Below are 17,053 nucleotides of genomic sequence, written 5' to 3'. Positions count from 1 at the left end.
GGATGCGGTGGGGGTCGGCTTCGGCGGTGGAGACATAGAGGTGGTTCTCGGTGCGTCCGCGGGTGGCGGCGACGTAGAGCTGTTGGCGGGTGAGCCGGTCGGAGCCCACGATGTGGCAGGTGCCTTCGGTGTCGCGGTCGCCGGCGGTCATGCCTTGGGCGGCGTTGATGGTGCTGGCGTAGCCCAGGGTGGTGTAGGTGGTCACGTAGCGGGCGGGTAGGCGCACTGGGGTGGCTTTGCCGCGTAGGGGCACGACGGTCAGGGAGCCGTCGTCGTGGATGGTGCGGATGATCCAGCGGTGGCCGTTTTTGACCCAGGCGCCGTGGGTGGTGGTGCGTAGCCAGCGGGCGTTTTTGCGGGTGGCGATCCAGTCCCCGGCTGAGGCGGTCAGCCCGTCGGCGAGGGTGACGGTGGCCGCCGACTGTGGGTCGCTGTTCGGGGCGGGAGTGTGGGTGAGTCTGTCGAGGCGGGCGCGTTCGTTGAGTTGGGCGACGAGCTCGTTGGTGGGGGCCAACAGGATGGAGTCGCGTCCGGCGGCGCGGTCGGCCGCCCAGGCACGGTAGGCCATGTCGGCGGCGGTTTGGTCGGCGCCGACATGGACGCGGTGGTGGTCGATATAGAAGCCGATTCCGGCGGGGTCACCGGCGCGGAGGGCCAGGCTGGCGGCGGCTTCGGCGGGCCCGGTTTCGGGGTGGGTGAAGCGCACCACGGTGCTCAAGGTGACGGTGTGTTGGCGCTGCGCTAGATCGCGCAGAATACCGCCGGCAGAGATCGAGGCGAGCTGTTGGTCATCGCCAATAAGGCGCACGCTGGCCCCGCGTGCCAGTGCGTGAGCGATCACGGTGTCGAGGTCCAGCGTGGAGGCCATGCCGGCTTCGTCGACGATGAGCAGCGAGTCAGAACCGATGGTGTTGAACCACTTTCGGGCCGGGTCATCGGCGGGTGCGGGTTGTCCGCCGCGGGTCTGGGTGAGCTGGACGAGTTTGGCGATGGTGTCGGTTGGCGCGCCGATGTCCTTCTTGAGAACTTCGGTGGCCGCGGCGCTGGGGGCTAGGCCGATGACGCTGCCGCCACTGTTGCGCCAGGCAGCCGCCAACGCGGTCATGGCGGTGGTTTTGCCGGTGCCGGCCGGGGCCAGCGCAAGCTGAAGGCGGGCCCCGGACGTGGCCATCTCGCGCACCAGTGCGACTTGTCCTTGGTTGAGCTCTAGGCCGTGGTTGGCATGCGTTTCAGCCAGGGCCAAACCGATGCTGATGTCATCGACGGTGCGCCCGTTATGCGGGGTGGCAGCGGCCAGGATGCGCCGCTCGGCCGCCATGATCGCCGCACTGGTGTAGACGGTGGCGTCGTGGCGGGTGTAGACGCTGGAGCCGTCGCGGCGGCGCAGCACGGCGGGCTCGTCTTTCTCGGTGTCGGCGTGGCTGGTCAAGGTGATGCTGTGCTTGCCGAGCGCGCTGGCGACGAGGCGGTTGACAAGTTCGGGGCCGCCGGGGTGGTTGGCGTAGCGCAGGGCTCGTTGGGCTTGGGCTCGCACGTGATTGACCGTCCAGGTGGCCCGGGTGGCGGCGACGGTGGCGATGACCGCCGCGGCTTGTTCGTGGACCCATTTGTCGGTGACTGCGACCTGTTGGGCCACAGCGTGATTGGTGACGTTGGCGATCATGGCGGTCAGGGCGCGCTGGCTGCCGAGGACCTCGACGGCCTGTACGCGCCAGGTGTGGCGTTGCTCGCCCAATGAGCGCGGTTCGTGTTTGGCTTGCCGGGTTTCCAAGGTGGCTTGTTGAGACAGCGCGAGCATCTCAGTCACGGTCGGTTCGCGGCCGTGATCGAGTTGGAATTGTTTGGCCAGTTGGCCCACGCGGTGGTTGATGGCTGCGCTGCGCGAGGAGAATTTCTCGATCAACGCTGTGGCCATGTCGACGATTTCACGCACTGGCCGTTTGCCTGGCGTGGTTGCGGTTTCGGCGAAGCGCACACCGAGCTGTGCGATCAGAAGCGCTTCGATGCGAGTGTTGTAAAACTCTGATGCGGCCACCGTGGCGTGGTGCAGGGGGGTGCCGTCTAAGGCCAGCCAGCGCGCTATCCCGTCGGCGCCGATGCCTTGCACTTTGTTGCTGATGACCAGGTGGGTATGCAGGTTGGGATCCCCCGCGCGGGAGTCGCAGTGATCAAAGGCCGCGGCGATCAATCCGGTGGTGTTGACTTGGGCCACACCGGCTGCACCCATGCGCGAAAACGCGGCGTGTTCTTCGAGAAATTCCAGTGTTTCGGCCACAGCCTGGTGGTGGCAGTCCTCGATGGCTGCCGCGATCGGTCGCGGGGCGATTGCCCACAGCGCAGAGACGGATTTGACCGGGGTGAATGTCAGGTCGTAGCCGGCCACTGCGGTGGTGGCCGCCCGCGAATTGCGGGCGATGAAGCCCGATAGTTCCCGGTCATCGGCGGGTGGGCGGGCGTAGGTTTCGGTGAACATTTCCCGTCCCAGCGCGGTGCGGATGCGCGAACGGATGTCGGCGGGCAGGCTGGCGTGCTCGTCGTTGCCGACGGTGATGTTGTAGTCGCGGTAGGCCTGCCGTAACCGGGTGACGAACCGGTTGTTGGTGTTGTTGATGGCGAATGGCCGGCCGAGCCTGGCGGCGGCGATCGCGCCGGCTTGGGATAGGCCAAATCCGCTTAGGTGCCGGGTGATTCGGTCGGCGTTGGGGTGCAGGCCTTCACCGAAGAGGGCTTTCATTTGGTCTTCGCTGACCTGCGATCCATGCGGCACCGACCACAGCTGGGCTACCAGCGGGTCGCGGCGATCACGGGCGACCGGCTGGCCGAGTGCGGCCAGGCCGTGGCCCATCCAGGTGCCAGGGGATTCGCCTTTGGCGCTGTAGTAGTCGGTCAGGCTGGGTCGGCCGCGGTCGGTGGCGTCGGCGGCTGCGACTTGCCGGATCAGGTACATGTACCCGTCGCCAGCAGTCAGTTTGTGTAGGCCCATCACCGCGCCATCACCACACGTTGACTTTCACATCGCCGCACGCGTTACGCGACGGTCGCGATCAGAAAAATTGCGGTGGTTAGGCGACCTATGCACTCGCCGTTACCGCGTCGTGACCTAAGTGCAAGAGGTGTGATGTGCGGGGAGGGGTTGTAGTTAGGTGTGCTAAGTGCCGGTGGGCTGTGTCCGTTCCGGGATTAGTTGGCGAATTCCGTGGTTTGTTGGCGAGTGTGTGGCGAAGTTCGGATTTAGTTGGCGAGTCGCTGCCGGGCCGATGGGGCTGTTGGGTGCAAGATTTGGCGCGTGGGGGTAAGTAGCGCCGCCGACGCTGGAGTGGGCGTGGCGATGAGTTTTGAGCTCGGGTATGTGACATCGGCGGGTCAGCAGGTTCGGCTGCCGTTGGGCGATGCGGGGGGTGTTCGGTTCGAAGACGCTGCGGCAGTGCGCCGGTTCGCGGCGTATCGGGGGCAGCGGCATCTGAGTGGGCGTTGGTGGTCGGCGACGGTTGCACGGCATGTCGGGTACGAGTCGTTGCTGGAACGGGATCATGTGATGGTGCTGGATTTCGATCCGGCGGCGGTCGGGATTGCCTCGCAACCGGACAGCACCACCGGCCACTCGTCCGGGTCACCATCGTCGGCCAGCCAGAACAACTCGGCCGCCTACCCTGCGTAGCAGTTCGCCCAGGGAAGCAGACCGGGCCGGTCTGGGTAGACCGCATACGGGCTGCGCTTCTTCTTACGTAGATCGCTCAACACCTGCTTGAAGAGGTAGAGGAGATCGTCCTCACTCCCGGTCGCGCGGGGCGGCTGCACCAGGACAGTCCCAGCGAACTTTCCCACCGGGAACACGCGGAGCAATTCCTTGAAGTCGTCCGGCAGGCGATTACCGAGCAGCCGCTCAGTCACATCCCAGTCTGGGTTGTATGTCGGCCGCTCGGTCCATCCGACGAGCCTGGCGAGTGCCTCAACGCCGGGATGGGACGTCATTCATGGACCTCTGCACTTGGCGGCTGCCGTGCTGAGCCGGTCACCACCCACATCGGTACCCAACGTGAACCCGCCGCCAGAAACCACACTGTGGCGATACGCAATGTATCATCACTGTGTCGACAGCGAGTTGTGCAAGCTCAGCAAGCTGATGATCGGCCCAGTAGCCGGTATTGATGCGGTCAGCAGCATGGCTGATACGCTGCGTATCGGCCGACGCACGGGGCTGCAGCCAGTGCCGGTGAGGGCGATTGCAGATCGGTATGGCGTTACGGGGGATTCGTCCCAGAGGACGGTGTGGCGCTTCCAGAGGCGGGACGTCAACGTGGGAATCGCAGCGCCAATGTGCACCGACCCGCCTCTGGTTCGGGTCGGTGGATACGGCGCGAAGGCAAGGTGGTGTAGATGTCGGTATCCGAGGAGCGGACTGCGCAATGGCAGTTCGGGTTGCAGGTCTATCAGGAAATGATGAAGGCAGGCGCCACTGGCGTGTCCTATGAACCCGATGAGTTCGTCATCCGATACAACGGCGACATGGTGCTCAATCTGAGCAACATTTTCCAGCAGGTGCGGGATTGTTCTGCCGAAGAACGACAAGCAGAGACCGAGCGATTCGTGACCGCGATGCTCGCGCCAGCTCGGACGGTATCGAGCTGGGAGCAGGTCCGTCCGCTGTTGCGACCGGTTCTGCGGTCCTGCACCTACATGCTCGAACATTCGTTTCCGCCGTTGCGGCGACCGGCGTTTCCGTTCATCGACGAGTTGGTGGCAATCGACGAACCGGACCGGATCCAACTTCTGGAGCCACAGCAGCTGGTCGAATGGGGCGTGGGCGAGGAGGAGGTGTTCGACACAGCGCGGCGCAATCTCGCGGAAACGGTCATCACCGCCGATTTCGACGTGGATGCCGTCGTCCGCGTCGTCACCGATGACTCGAGCTATCTCCCGTCGTCGCTGCTTGTCCCGGGCTGGCTGGCGGCTCGCACCCGCAGCTGGCGGCACCGGCCGCTGGCGTTCATTCCAGATGACACGTCGTTGATTGTCGCTCCACTTGATCCGGAACTGCTTGAGGCGCTTTATCAGACGGTGGAGCAGGAAGTCCGTGACGCCGCACGCCCCCTGTCGCCGCAGGCCTACACAGTCGGCGACGACGGAACGGTGGTGCCGCTGGATCGGGCGATCATCGGACCGTTGCCGCCCGCCGTCGACCGGGCCCGGATACTGCTGTCTTGCACGCGATACGGAGCGCAGCGCGATTGGCTGCAGCAGAAATACAACTTCGACGCCGTCGTGTGCGGGGACTTCGATGATGACGAGTCCGCGTCGCTCTTCGTCGCCGACATCATGGTGCGCCAGCAGGAGGAGGATGATTCGCCGCAGATGTTGACGGTGTGGGGCGAAGGGGTGCACGCTTCGCTGCCCGAGGTGGATTACATCGCGTTCGTGCGTGAGGACAAGGAACAGACACTGATGGTTCCGTTCCAGTCCGCGGTTGAGATCGCCGGCATCACGCCAATCCCCGGGCTTCGCCCGACTCGATACCGGGCGGTCGACTGGCCCGACCATATTGCATGGTCGCGTCTTGCCGAAGCAGCAGTGACGATCGAACCGGCGCACCGAAGCTGAGGACCCGGGCCGCCGTTGGTGGCCCCCGCGGCAACATCGCTGAAGAGCTGCTCGGGCTAGCGGTGACGGCGTTCCCAATAACCGTGGGGAATGTGTGTCGAGCAAGGAAGGATCGTGGAATGGCCCACGAGCCGGAGGAGGTCCTCGAGGCGTGGGTGGAGGAAATGCACCCGAGACTGGCTGGGCTGCAGGATTTTCTGCTGCCTGAAGGCTTCCCGTTCGACTTCTCTACGAGGTCGCTGACCGAGCTCGAATCGGTTCTGCTCGATGGATTCGATACGTGGGCCGCGGTGTTCGGCGATGTCCGGGACAATTCGCAGGGCTTCGTCGTGCGGGCGGCCGGTTATCTCGGCGAGATCCTCCTGCGGACCGGCGGTGGTGCCTGGATCTGGGACGAACTTAACAATCAGCCGTTGGTTAGTTTCGATCCCGCCCTGGACCTGTCACCGGTGGCCCCGCTGGTTCTGTTGGCCGATGCCGCCGATCGTCGCACGGGCAGTGTCCTTACCGAGGCCCTCGATGCGGTGGCCACCGCCGTGGCGGACTATCGGCGAGAGCACCTCGGGTGGTCGCCGGTCAAGGCGCCCACTCCGGCGCTCGATCCCGATCCCGATTTCCCGCCGGACCGCGGAACCCTGGCCGCATGGCGTCACCTGCGGGAGTCCCGATTCCCAAGCTGGGCCACCGAATACGCCGGCGGACCGGCCGAATGCAACTTCTCGGTCGACTCCCTCGACCGGCTGGAATGTCTGGTCAAGTCCCGGCTGCCGGCTGAGGCCGACTTTGACAAGCCGGAGAACCGGGAGTTCGTGGACGGCGCGATCTGGTACCTCGGAGAAACCATCGTGCGACAGGGCAAAGCGCAATGGGTCTACATCGAAGGCGAGCGGAACGAGGACAACGAATGGGTCGGGCGCCCCTTCATCCGGCGGATCGAACCGCCGCACCATTCCGTCGTTCCGGAACTGACATTGATCAACTGTGCCAAATCCGGCAAACCGAATGCATTGCGGCGCAGAGTCACCCTGTTTGAAGACCGACGTCAACGCCGATAAAGCTTTGGGCGGCCGAGCATTTGATTCCCCACCCGGTCATCCCCGGGGAACTCGTAGCCGCCAGGTCCGACCAAAAGTGTCTGCCCACCCGGAACGGAACCGACCGTACACCCGCGTTTCCCGCTGACCGTTGACACCGGGGTTCTGTTCACGGCGTCTGCGGCTCGCAGCGCATCCGTACGGGGTCATCGGGTGACCGCGCAAGTACGCTACGGGCCTTGCAAGTCGCCCACCTACTGGCCCCCTCCGAATGCGGAAAATGCAAGGTAAGTCCGGACAGATCGCCGGACTTCGTCCCGACTTATCTTTCAATTACCTGCAATGCAAGCTGACTTATCGCAACCTGTCCCCGGACAGGACAGGCTGGCTGGTGTCGCGTACGGGTGAAGGTTGCAGCGTCCGGGGTTAGGTTGCATGCGGTGTTGCAGTGTCCGGGTTTTGGTTGCATGTCGTTACGGGGTTGGTGGCAGGTGATGGCGAAGAATGTCGGCTGTGACGGAGGTGTTGACGAACGCGTTCGACGCAGCAACGGCAGATACGACGCCAGCAGAATTGAGCTGGGTTACCGCAGAGGGTGTGCCGCAGCAGCTTTCACTGGATGAGGCCGCGGCTGTTGTGTTCGAGGATGGGCTGGCCGGTGCGCCGGTTTTCTGCCCGCAAGGGTCAGCGTCATTTGAGCGGTAGTTGGTGGTGTGCCACAACGAGCACCCATGTTGGCTTTGAGTCGTGGCTGGAGCGCGATCATTTGATGTTGTTGGACTTCGATTCGGCAGTGGTGGGGATTGCGGCGCAACCATTTTGGTTGAGCTGGCCCGATGCCCGCGGTTCGACAGTGCGCCATACCCCAGACTATTTCGGACGGCGCGCCGATGGTTCGGCGGTGGTGGTGGACTGCCGACCGGTCGAGTGGCGCCGTGTGGGCGATCTGGCGAAATTCGAAGCGACCGCGCACCTGTGCGCGCGGTTGGGGTGGGAGTACCGCGTGGTTGGCGGCATTGAACCGGTCTTGGCCGCCAACGTGCGGTGGCTGGCGGGGTATCGCCATCCGCGTCATCATGATCCCCAGGTTGCGCAGCTGCTGCAGGAGGTGTTCGTGACGCCTACTCCGCTGACGGCCGGCGCGAGGGCAGTCGGTGACCCCGATCGCGGTGTTGCCGGTGTTATTTCACCTGCTGTGGCGGCGTGAACTGACCGCGATGCTGTCGAGGCCGTTGCATGAGCAGACTCTGGTGCACGGGCCGGGTATTCGGTGAGCCCCGACTGAATTTGGGGTGCTGCGCCCGGGTGACTGGGTGGAGTGTGACGGCGCCGAGCACCAGGTGGTGGCGTTGGCCGGCACGTCGGTGCGGCTGCGCTCGAGTGAGGGTGTCGACCAGGTCATGTTGGCGACGCATCTGATGGGCTCGGTTGGTTTCGCGGTCATTGGGGCGCAGCCAGTGGCCGAGGTGGAGCCGGTCGGGTTGTTGGAGACCCTGCCGTCGGCGGCGGTGGCCGCGGTGCGGGAGTGGGAACGTCACATAGTTGAGGTGGAGACCGGACTACCGCCCGACGCGGGCCTGGGCGCGGTGTGCCGCGATGGTTACGATCCGGCTGTGACGACAGTCAGCGAGCGGGCCGCCACGAAAGCCGCTGGGCTGGGAGTCAGTGTGCGCACGGTGCACGCCCGACGCGCCCGCTATGGCCAGCAAGGCCTGTGGGGATTGATCGACCAGCGCGCAGCACGACAGCACGCGGTGACAGGCCGCGCGGATGCGCGGGTGGTGGCCGCGGTCCGCGCAGCATTGGCGCAGAGACCGACACGTCGACGGGTACCCGGTCGCGGCTGATGCGTCGGGTGGCCAAGAACCTTGAACAGCAGTACGGGCCCGGAATTGTCCCGTTGCCGTCGCGCACGGCGTTTTATCAGCTCATCGATGCGCTGGACACCGGGCGCCACACGTTCGGGTCGGCAGTCACGCGCCGTCAGAGCGCCAACCGCCCCGAGTCGATGTTCACGCCGAGCTTCGCGGCTAGGCCGGGTGAACAAGTACAGATCGACTCGACCCCGATTGACGTGATGGTCTTGCTGGACAACGGGACACCGGTGCGGGCGGACTTGACGATCGCCGTCGATGTGGCGACGCGCACCATCCCGACAGCGGTGCTGCGGTCGGTGGGGACCAAGGCGGTGGACGCCGCACTGCTGCTAGCGAAGATGGTGGTGCCCGAGCCGATGCGCCCAGGCTGGTCGGCGGCGTTGCAGATGTCGGCCTCAGTGCTGCCACATGCCCGACTGCTCGATATCGACGCCCGGATGGAATTGGCGGCGGCCCGGCCGGTGATCGTGCCCGACACGATCACCGTCGACGGCGGGAAAGTGTTTGTCTCCGAGACCTTCACGCGAGCCTGCGAACGCCTGGGCATCTCGATACAGCGGGCGCGACCGCACACCCCCACCGACAAGGCAATCGTCGCGGGTGTTCGCCGCTGGGTACCCCGAAGCCGTCAGCCTGGCTGCGCTGATCGCCTCGCCGCAGTGGCGTCAGCGCGCCAGCGGTGACAGCGCTCAGCGACGCGAATTCCTCGCCGAGGCATGCCGTCGGCTGGGCCGGGCCTGCGACGACAACGACCCCGGGAATCAGGCGATCATGCACTGGATGCGCTACGACAGCCATCACCCGCCCAGCAAGCCCGACAAGACGTTTCCTCAAACCCGCGAACACGGCGCAACACGTAGCCTGCTGCCCAGCCCGCTCAGCGTGGCGCGCACCGGCCGCAGCGCGGACTGGTTCGCATGCAACCGCCGCGGCGGCACCGTGATCCTCTACCACCGCCACGTCACACCCGTCCGCGGCCGAGACTGGGCACCAGAAATGGACGGCATCACCGCCACCATCGCCGCCAGCGGCTCGACCATCAACTTCGGGCCCAAAACGCCCGGCACCTGGTGACGCGATCGGTTGACGCTCGCTGTGTTGCTTGGGTTCTGCGCCCTGCGCCCGCCTTGTGATACGGCGTGTATCATACCGGTGAGCGTGGGCGTCACGGTGGGCGGGTGAGACGTGAGCAATGAGACGATGCGTGACCGGCTTGATGAGGTGTTGGCTGGTCTGCAAAGCCAGCTTGCCGACGTCGCGGCCGCGCAGAAGAAGCAGGCTGCGCTGCGGGTGGAGGGCCGGGCTGCCGAGGGCACCGTTGAGGTGACGGTTAATGCGCGGGGCCAGGTGGTGAACGTCGTGATCGACACGTCGTATCTGGACGAGCACGACTTCGACGAGTTGGGGGGTCATGTCCTGCAGGCGGCCCAAGCCGCGGTACGGGAGGCCGGGCAGCAGGTGGCGGCGTTGTTGGCGCCGATCAACCAGCGCGACAAAGCCTTTCCCGCCTTGTCCGACATTGTTGAGGACATCACGCAGCTGCGGGATGCGATGCCGGCCGGGTTGGACGATTTCGCTGCGGGCGCGCCGTGGAAGAAAGCCTCTGGGGTGTCGGTGGGTGGCCGCGACGACGACGGCGATGACGAGGCCAGGTTTCCCACGGTGAGGAGATGAGCTGATGACTGACCCGTTCGCGGTGAGACCCGAGGGGCTGGCCAGTGTCGCCCATTCGGTGGGCGATGTGGGTTCTCGCCATCAGGCGGTGGCAGCCCAAATGGGCGCGCAACCTACCGGCTATTGCGCTCAAACTCACGCCGACATGGCCGATCATTGGGCCCACTGGGACGAGGTGGCGCGCGCGGTGGCCGCGCAAGCTGATTTTCTGAAATCCCACGCCGATGTTTTAGGGCAGGCCGCGCGCATTTTCCCGGCAGCCGACGAGGTTTAGCCGCCCCGGCAGCGGGCCAGCGGATCGCGCCCTGGGCATCAGACTATGGATATTCAGATCCCCCCGCAGGTCTCGTGGGTGGCCACGCTGGTGGGCCCGCCCTGGCCGCAGGGGCCTGAGCCGAATGGCAGTGAGAGTGCGTGGTGGCAGCATGCAGCCGAGGCGCGTGCGCTCAAGGCCCAAGTGGCTGCGTTGGTTCCGGACTTGGCGCGCGCACCCACCCAGCTCGTCGACGTTTTGGAAGGCCAGACCCAACAGGAAGCCTTACACCAGATCGCCCAGCTGTTCGGCGGCCCCTATGCGGTGGACAAGATCCTCGAGGCGCTGGACACCTTCGGTGATGCCGGCGACGCCACCGGAACCAACGTGCAGGCCTACAAGTTGGGGGCCGTGTTCGCGCTGATCTATGCGGGAAAAGACATTCTGCAAGCGTTGGCCAGTGCCCCGGTGACCGGTGATGAATCGCTGGCGTGGATCCCGGTCATCGTGATGCAGGCCAAAGAAGTGATCAACAGGTTTTTTTCCAAGATCACCGGCGATATCGCCGAGACCCTTGCGGCTGCAGCACCGCGGACCACGGTGGCTCAGATGGCGGTCAGAGGCGGTTCGCAGGCGGTCAGCTTTGGGCTCAAGCAACAAGGATTCACCGCTGCGGTGTTAGCCGGTGAGGGCCACCCCCAACAACTCAGCATCGAAAGCCTCGCCAAAACCCTGGCGGTCTCCGAGGCCGAAGGCCTGGCCGCCGGCGGGGTCGGCACTGAGGTCGCACAGGTTCTGGGCAGCGAGGGCGGCGCTGTGGCCGGCGCCGCGAAAGCCGCGGTGGCCGGGATGTCTGGCATGGTTGCCGCCAACACCGCAGGCGGGCTCACCACAGGTGATCTCACGGACCCGTTTTCCGGTGTCGGCCTAGGTGCGTTGGGGGCTGCGCACGGCGCCGGCGAACACACCACGTCGATGCACACCCCCACCGAAAACCAGCTGCCGGCCAACGGCGTTGAGGCAGCCCGCGCACCGTCCGGTGACCTCGAGATCCCGGCTAGGGACGGACCGGTTGACTCGAATGCGGGCCTACCACAAACCAATGCGGCCCCTCCGCCCACCAAACCCACCCCCCCAGCCTTGTCCACCGGCCGCCCAGATGCCCATGGTTCACCAGGCGCTGGTGACCCGGGCACCCGGTCAGCGACCGGATCCACTCCTGAGCACCCATCGGCCCCAACCGAAGTGGCCGCCCAGAACACGCACCCTAGCGAAGCCGCCAATACCGCCGATAGCCAAGCCCGGCCCGCCACCGCCCTCCCGGGGGCGAGTGAAACGACCCCGGCTGCCAGGTCCCACGAAGAAGGGGTACTGAACCTCACCTCCGCGCCGCATGAGGCCAGACCGCCCAACGACCCGATCAGTCCACCGCATGCGGATTCGGTGGCGCAGTCCGCCGCGGCGGGCTCGCCCGCAGGGACGCCAGACATGCCGCGTGCAGCCGCACCGGAACCCAGCTCGACACCGCCGGCCTCTTCGGAGCGTGGCTCCGGTGTTGGGCCGCCAAGTCCGACATCGGACGCGCGGGCCGGACTTGTCGAATCGTCTTCTGCCGCTGGGGAGTCCGCTGCCCAGCCGACCGGGGCTGCGGCCGCGCGTAGCGCCGACACCACCGCCGCGCACACCGGCCCGAGCACCCAGCACGGCGACGTTGAGCGGGCAGGGGCCGGCCACACGAGCGGGAGCGTGGTGGAGCGTCCCGCGCAGCCGATCGCCGCCGAGCCAGCCGCAGCCGGGCAGGCCACTCGGTCCGCTGCGGACGCTCACCTCGTAGACCGGGGCGACGCCACCCGCGGCGACAACAGGCGCCCAGCCGATCCGCTCACCACCCGCCGCGACCCCGCACGCCCAGACAACACCCGCGACGACACCAACCGGTCCGCTGGTGCTCGACGCGGCAAACTGCGCCGCAGCGGCGTTGCCCGCGACATTCATGGCGACCTACAACCCGCCACCGCCACCCGCGCCAAAGACCCACTCGCCGAGGCCGAGGACATCGGCATCATCAAAGCCAGCCACGACAACAGCGGTCCGGGCCCAGGTGAGCCAAAGTCACACGACAGTGGCCGCGACGGCCACAACACCCCAGATCCCGGCATCGCTGGCGGTGGGGTCGTCGGGAAGTCAGGTGAATACGCACATGGCGGACCGGGAGATTCCGACAAGCCCCCGCCCCGACATGACCGACCCGGCGGCCCTCCCAACAAACCCCCACCCGGACATGACGGACCCGGCGGCTTCGACGAGCCGCCGCCCGCAGATAACGGACCTGGCGGCTTCGACGAGCCGCCAGGAAACCCCAATGCGCCCGTGCCAAGAACCAAAGGGACGCTCAAGGTGATATTTACCGAACCATCTCTCATCTGGGACGGTTCCGTTCCCGGTTCCGCCTCTCTACGCCTCGAAGATTTCTGGGAGGCCATGACATTTGACGACAGAGGTGCGGGCTACTTTACGCTTCACCCGAAGGATTCGGGACACCCGCCCAGAAGTACCGAGGTGCCCGTGGGTCTCAGAGGCGAGGGGGTGTGGGGTCTTCCCCCCAGCCTGGCACCAAAAGGCCCCTTCCACGTCGTCACCACCCGTCAGGGAGGAGACTATTCGATCACGGCGTGCCCCGTAGATAATCCCGACAGGATGCTCAAATACCACGCGAGAGGTTATGTCCCGGAAGGCGATTACCCAACGCCATTTGGCCCCGTGATTCCACCGGGTGGCGACTGGCCGTTCCCGTTCCCGGATCCACGCTTCCCTCCGATTATCAGATGAGCGTGAGGGTGTGGATGGCGAAGGTCGAATTTAGCTGGCGAGTCGCTGCGGGGCCGGCGGGGTTGTCGGGTGCAGAATCTGGCGTGTGGGGGTAAGTGGGGTCGCCGACGCTCGGGTGGGGTTCGAGGTCGGGTATCTGACTTCGGCGGGTGATCAGGTTCGGCTGCCGTCAGCGGATGTGGGGGTGTTCGGTTCGAAGACGTTGCGCCGGTTCGCCGGTTCGCGGCGTATCGGGCAGCGGCATCTGGGTGGTTGCTGGAGGTCGGCGACGCTCGCCCGCCATGTCGGGTTACGAGTCGTGGTTGGAGCGCGATCAGGTGATGGCGCTGGATTAGGTGCGGTGGTTCGCGAGCCTTATCCGGGGTTCAACCGCAGCGTGTAGGGCTCCAGGCTTTTATTCACGGCATCCGCGGGCGCGTCGCATTACGTGTGGACTCGCCGGCTGGCTGCGTAAGAGGCCACGAACCTTCTTCCAAGCAGCGCATCCACTCGCCCATCCGCGCCGTCGAAAATGCCAGGTAAATCTGGACAGATCGCCTCACGCTGGTCCTGACCTATCTTTCAATCGCCTGCAATGCAGGCCCACTCTCCGCAACTTTCCGCCGGACAGGACAGCTGGTGTGGTGAGTGGTCGGGTCCGGGCATGGGGCGTCGGTGTAGGGGTGAGATTTTTGGGTTCGGGTGCGGCGTAAGGGTTTTGCGGGCTTTAGCGTGTGGGTCATGGGAAACAACGCGGTCAGTAAGGCAGCTCGGCGGGCGGCACGTGTAGCGGCGGCCGCGGCCCAGGATGAAATCGTGCGGCGCACCAGGGCCAACGTCGAGGATCTCGCGGTGTTCTTCGACGCGCGCGAGCGAGCGGAGGCGGTGGATGAGTGGTTGGCCGAGCGTCAGCAGGCGCTGGCCGAGCAGGCCGCGCAGCGCCGAGCGATGCACCGGTTGCAGTGCGGCACGGCGCTGCGCGCGATGCGCGATCGGGGTGAAGCGCTGCGCGAGATCGCCCGCATGGCCGGGGTCAGCGAGAAAACGGTGCGGGAGTTGATTCGCGCAGCGGAGTCAACTGCGCAGCCGACGGCAACGCCGGCGGCCGGGGCGGCATCCCCGAGCGACGTGTTCTCAGACACGCTGGGGCACAACGAGGTCGGCGCGGACGGAATGGAACCAGGGCCGCAGTATGCGGGGTCCGCGGTGGCGCGGGCGTAGGCGTGTGCGCGGGGCTGTCGGTGGCTGCGGGGATGATGGCGGCGACGGGCGGCCGCAGGCCGCGTGGAGCTGAAAGCATCGGGGGTTATGGGGGTTTCGCAACCGCTACGGCTGGTGGTCGATCCGGCGGCGCACACCGAGGAGTTACGCCGCTTCGAAGGCAATCTGGTGCGCGGGCCGCGCGCGGAGGATTGCGCGATCTGGTGTTCGTCGATCGGCGCGGATGGGTACGGCCGGTTTTGGGTGCGCCGCGGCGGCGCACGGATCATGGTGCGCGCGAACCGGTATGCGCTTGCCGCCGCGCTGGGCGGCAGCGCTTTGGAGCCGTGGGTACGCGCGCTGCACGGCTGCGACAATCCGGCGTGCGTGCGGGCGAGCCTGCCCGGGGAGAGCGGCTTGGTGCATATCATCGGCGGCTCGCAGGGCGACAACATGCTGATGATGGCGCAGGCGCGCCGCGGCGGCGGGCGGGTGCTGGTGCGCCGCGGCGATCACGGGGTCAAGGCGCGCCGCGCCCGGGCGGTGGCGCTACGCGAAGCGGTGCGCCACGGCTGGGACGCCGACGCCGTCGAGGCGGCGCTGCTGGGCTTATCCGACCCGACCCTGTGGTAAGGCGCACGGCGGCAACCGCACTCGCGACCGGCGGCGGGTTGGCCACGCCCGGCTGCCGCCGGGCGCGTGGCCGCCACTCGAGCGCGGCGGGGCGCGTCGTGGCTGCGCGTGAGGAGTGGGCGTGGTTGGGTGGCGCGGACCGGTGTCGACGCGCCGGCACATGGTGTGCAGCCCGGGGTCGCAACAGGGTTGGCGCCATCCAGGCCCAGGACGCCGGCGGGCGCGCACAGCGCGCCGGTGGCGATGGCCTGGCGAGCGGTGGCGCACAGTGTGGTTGGGGCCGGGTTTGCGGGAAGAAAAGGGGGGGCCCGGCGAACCCCCGCGGGTGCAGGCCAACCGCAAGTGATCAATCTGTTGCTGTAGCCGTTTGACGCGTTCCCAGTAGCCGCGACAGCCCCGGTGGCCTGGGACGTGTTCGCGAGCCGCGTGTGGAATGTCATTCAGCACCATGACAACACCACCGAACCCGACATTTTCTCGATGCATGGGTCCTTCGACTACTTGACGGTGTCGCCAGCCGCGTCGGTCCTCAACAGCGCGATGCCGGTAATCGACAACCTCTTGCAGAAAATCCGAGCCCTCCAGCCCAGGACCCGGCCCGGCAAAACCAACCGGCCCGGTCACCACCGACGCCGTGGCGGCGGTTCGCCGCAGTCTCCAAGATTGGCTGTCTTAGCTGTCCTGGCCGGACTCAGACTCGGAAAGTGGCACTTCCTCCGCCTCAAGCGGAGCCTCGCGCTCAAGGGCCGGCGCCTCGGCCTCTTCCTCTCCACGCTCAACCAGTGTTGCTTCGAGCCCATCAACCTGAATCTGATCGGCTCTGGCCTCGGTCTCGCCGAGGATCTCCGTGAGCCTCTCGATCGCAAGTTTGCGGGTCTCGGCTTCATCGGCGGCGGCATCAGCCCGGACGTACACGGTGACGAAGTATTCGGCGCCCCCGGTGCCGCAGACCTCCGGTTCCACATCGGGCAGGCCCTTGATTTTCCGCTCCAATATGAACTTGTTATTTGCTGGCCACCGCACGACCACTCGCCATTGCTGCATGCCGACAGCTTATCCGCGGGCAGCGACACGGTGTGGCCTGCGACCTTCAGCCCTCAGCGAAACTCGTTGGTACAGACCGTATCCTTGGGCACGGCCGGCCGGGTTCCATCAGATTCGTTCGCCAACAACAACTTCGGCCGGCGCCCCATACACGGCAACTGGGCGACTCGTCAGACCACTCCACCGAGCGCATTCTCCAGTAGAACTGGCGAACCCGAAGTACAGATGACTCAGCCCGACGATCGAATTTAACGCCGCATACGTGTAGTACGCCTCATGGCGTGGGTCTGCCAGCAAGTCGTCCAGCTGGCTCCGTTTAGTCCCGAAGTGAAGTGAGTCGCCGTAGTTGAAGGTCCGTATCAGCTCTTCGGGGTTAACGTTGCCGTAGCTCACCGGATTGTTGAGGGTGGCCTTGCCCGCCTTGAGGGCGGTAAGCGTTTGGAGAGTGTGTTTCTGTAGCTTGCTCCGCGCGGTGCGCCACTGCTTCACGGTGTCGCGGATCGCGGGTTGTTGTTCCTCTGGAAGCGTTTTCATTGCCTTGAAGGGTGCATTGGACGCGTTGATGAATGAGGCCGGCTCGCCGTCGTTGTGCAGCTGGCGGAAAGCGGCCGACGTGCCCAAGAAGCTTTCGTCGCTTGGGGGGTCCACGACCCGGATATGCCACACACCGTCTGCATCGCTGCCGACCGACAGCGTGGAGCCGTCGTTGATTACGCTGAACCCTGCAAGGCGTCGGCACATCCGGATGTACCGCTCAACAGCGACCCGGTCCTCTTCTAGCAGCGGGATCTGCTGGAACACATAGGGATTGGGCAGACCGAACACGTAGTCCAACTTCTCCCAGTGGTGACGGAAACCTTTCGTATCGCCGTCACCGTAGTTTTGCAGTGGCGGCTCAAAGGGCAGCGGCCGGGCCAGCTATCAAGAACGGC

General features: G+C 65.9%; 16 protein-coding genes. 12 read left to right on the top strand and 4 right to left on the bottom strand.

The window, feature by feature from the left end; translation table 11 throughout:
• The coding region (gene mobF / locus ACQI5H_RS23325; protein WP_427081662.1) for a MobF family relaxase at positions 1-2,983 on the bottom strand (2,983 nt) is incomplete at its 3' end.
• Positions 2,984-3,286: 303 nt separating this feature from the next.
• Here mobF and ACQI5H_RS23320 point away from each other — a divergent pair.
• Positions 3,287-3,658, top strand: coding sequence for a hypothetical protein (locus tag ACQI5H_RS23320; RefSeq protein ID WP_427081661.1), 372 nt, complete (start codon positions 3,287-3,289; stop codon positions 3,656-3,658).
• Here the strand turns inward: ACQI5H_RS23320 and ACQI5H_RS23315 are convergent.
• A complete protein-coding gene (locus ACQI5H_RS23315) occupies positions 3,646-3,972 on the bottom strand; it encodes a hypothetical protein (RefSeq protein ID WP_427081660.1) in 327 nt (108 codons plus the stop codon). The two genes, ACQI5H_RS23320 and ACQI5H_RS23315, sit on opposite strands and share 13 nt — an antisense overlap.
• A gap of 405 nt (positions 3,973-4,377) precedes the next feature.
• Between ACQI5H_RS23315 and ACQI5H_RS23310 the strand changes: the two genes are divergently transcribed.
• The 11 genes from ACQI5H_RS23310 (at position 4,378) to ACQI5H_RS23260 (ending at position 15,077) form a co-directional block, all read left to right on the top strand.
• Entirely contained in the window at positions 4,378-5,598 is a 1,221-nt protein-coding gene (locus ACQI5H_RS23310; protein ID WP_427081659.1) for a hypothetical protein, read from the top strand.
• Between the two features lie 119 nt (positions 5,599-5,717).
• Positions 5,718-6,653 (top strand): hypothetical protein, encoded by a 936-nt coding sequence (locus ACQI5H_RS23305; protein ID WP_427081658.1) that lies wholly within the window; start codon positions 5,718-5,720, stop codon positions 6,651-6,653.
• A gap of 625 nt (positions 6,654-7,278) precedes the next feature.
• On the top strand, positions 7,279-7,839 hold the full coding sequence (locus tag ACQI5H_RS23300; RefSeq protein WP_427081657.1) for a TnsA-like heteromeric transposase endonuclease subunit: 561 nt from the start codon (positions 7,279-7,281) through the stop codon (positions 7,837-7,839).
• 106 nt (positions 7,840-7,945) lie between these two features.
• Complete coding sequence (locus tag ACQI5H_RS23295; protein ID WP_427081656.1) at positions 7,946-8,479, top strand: hypothetical protein; 534 nt, start codon at positions 7,946-7,948, stop codon at positions 8,477-8,479.
• Between the two features lie 8 nt (positions 8,480-8,487).
• Entirely contained in the window at positions 8,488-9,192 is a 705-nt protein-coding gene (locus ACQI5H_RS23290) for an integrase catalytic domain-containing protein (RefSeq protein WP_427081655.1), read from the top strand.
• Positions 9,110-9,583, top strand: a complete 474-nt coding sequence (locus tag ACQI5H_RS23285; protein ID WP_427081654.1) for a hypothetical protein — start codon at positions 9,110-9,112, stop codon at positions 9,581-9,583. The genes ACQI5H_RS23290 and ACQI5H_RS23285 overlap by 83 nt, the downstream gene beginning before the upstream one ends.
• Before the next feature lie 111 nt (positions 9,584-9,694).
• Positions 9,695-10,183: a YbaB/EbfC family nucleoid-associated protein gene (locus ACQI5H_RS23280; protein ID WP_427081653.1), complete on the top strand. Its 489-nt coding sequence runs from the start codon at positions 9,695-9,697 to the stop codon at positions 10,181-10,183.
• 4 nt (positions 10,184-10,187) lie between these two features.
• Entirely contained in the window at positions 10,188-10,457 is a 270-nt protein-coding gene (locus tag ACQI5H_RS23275) for a hypothetical protein (protein ID WP_427081652.1), read from the top strand.
• A gap of 45 nt (positions 10,458-10,502) precedes the next feature.
• A complete protein-coding gene (locus tag ACQI5H_RS23270) occupies positions 10,503-13,265 on the top strand; it encodes a hypothetical protein (RefSeq protein ID WP_427081651.1) in 2,763 nt (920 codons plus the stop codon).
• Between the two features lie 720 nt (positions 13,266-13,985).
• Positions 13,986-14,465 carry a hypothetical protein gene (locus tag ACQI5H_RS23265; protein ID WP_427081650.1) on the top strand — a complete coding sequence of 160 codons (480 nt, stop codon included), beginning with the start codon at positions 13,986-13,988 and terminating at the stop codon, positions 14,463-14,465.
• An 87-nt stretch (positions 14,466-14,552) separates the two neighbouring features.
• Positions 14,553-15,077: a hypothetical protein gene (locus tag ACQI5H_RS23260; RefSeq protein ID WP_427081649.1), complete on the top strand. Its 525-nt coding sequence runs from the start codon at positions 14,553-14,555 to the stop codon at positions 15,075-15,077.
• Positions 15,078-15,749: 672 nt separating this feature from the next.
• Here ACQI5H_RS23260 and ACQI5H_RS23255 read toward each other — a convergent pair.
• Together ACQI5H_RS23255 and ACQI5H_RS23250 are read right to left on the bottom strand one after the other, a co-directional pair.
• Positions 15,750-16,121: a hypothetical protein gene (locus tag ACQI5H_RS23255; protein ID WP_427081648.1), complete on the bottom strand. Its 372-nt coding sequence runs from the start codon at positions 16,119-16,121 to the stop codon at positions 15,750-15,752.
• Between the two features lie 108 nt (positions 16,122-16,229).
• Entirely contained in the window at positions 16,230-16,946 is a 717-nt protein-coding gene (locus ACQI5H_RS23250) for a hypothetical protein (RefSeq protein ID WP_427081647.1), read from the bottom strand.
• Positions 16,947-17,053: the final 107 nt, after the last annotated feature.

The sequence above is a fragment of the Mycobacterium heidelbergense genome, from assembly GCF_050205645.1.
In the GTDB taxonomy this organism is placed as follows: Bacteria; Actinomycetota; Actinomycetes; order Mycobacteriales; family Mycobacteriaceae; genus Mycobacterium; species Mycobacterium heidelbergense_A.
The sequence above is the reverse complement of the archived record's forward strand: the minus strand, read 5'-3'. Positions and strand labels throughout refer to the sequence as shown.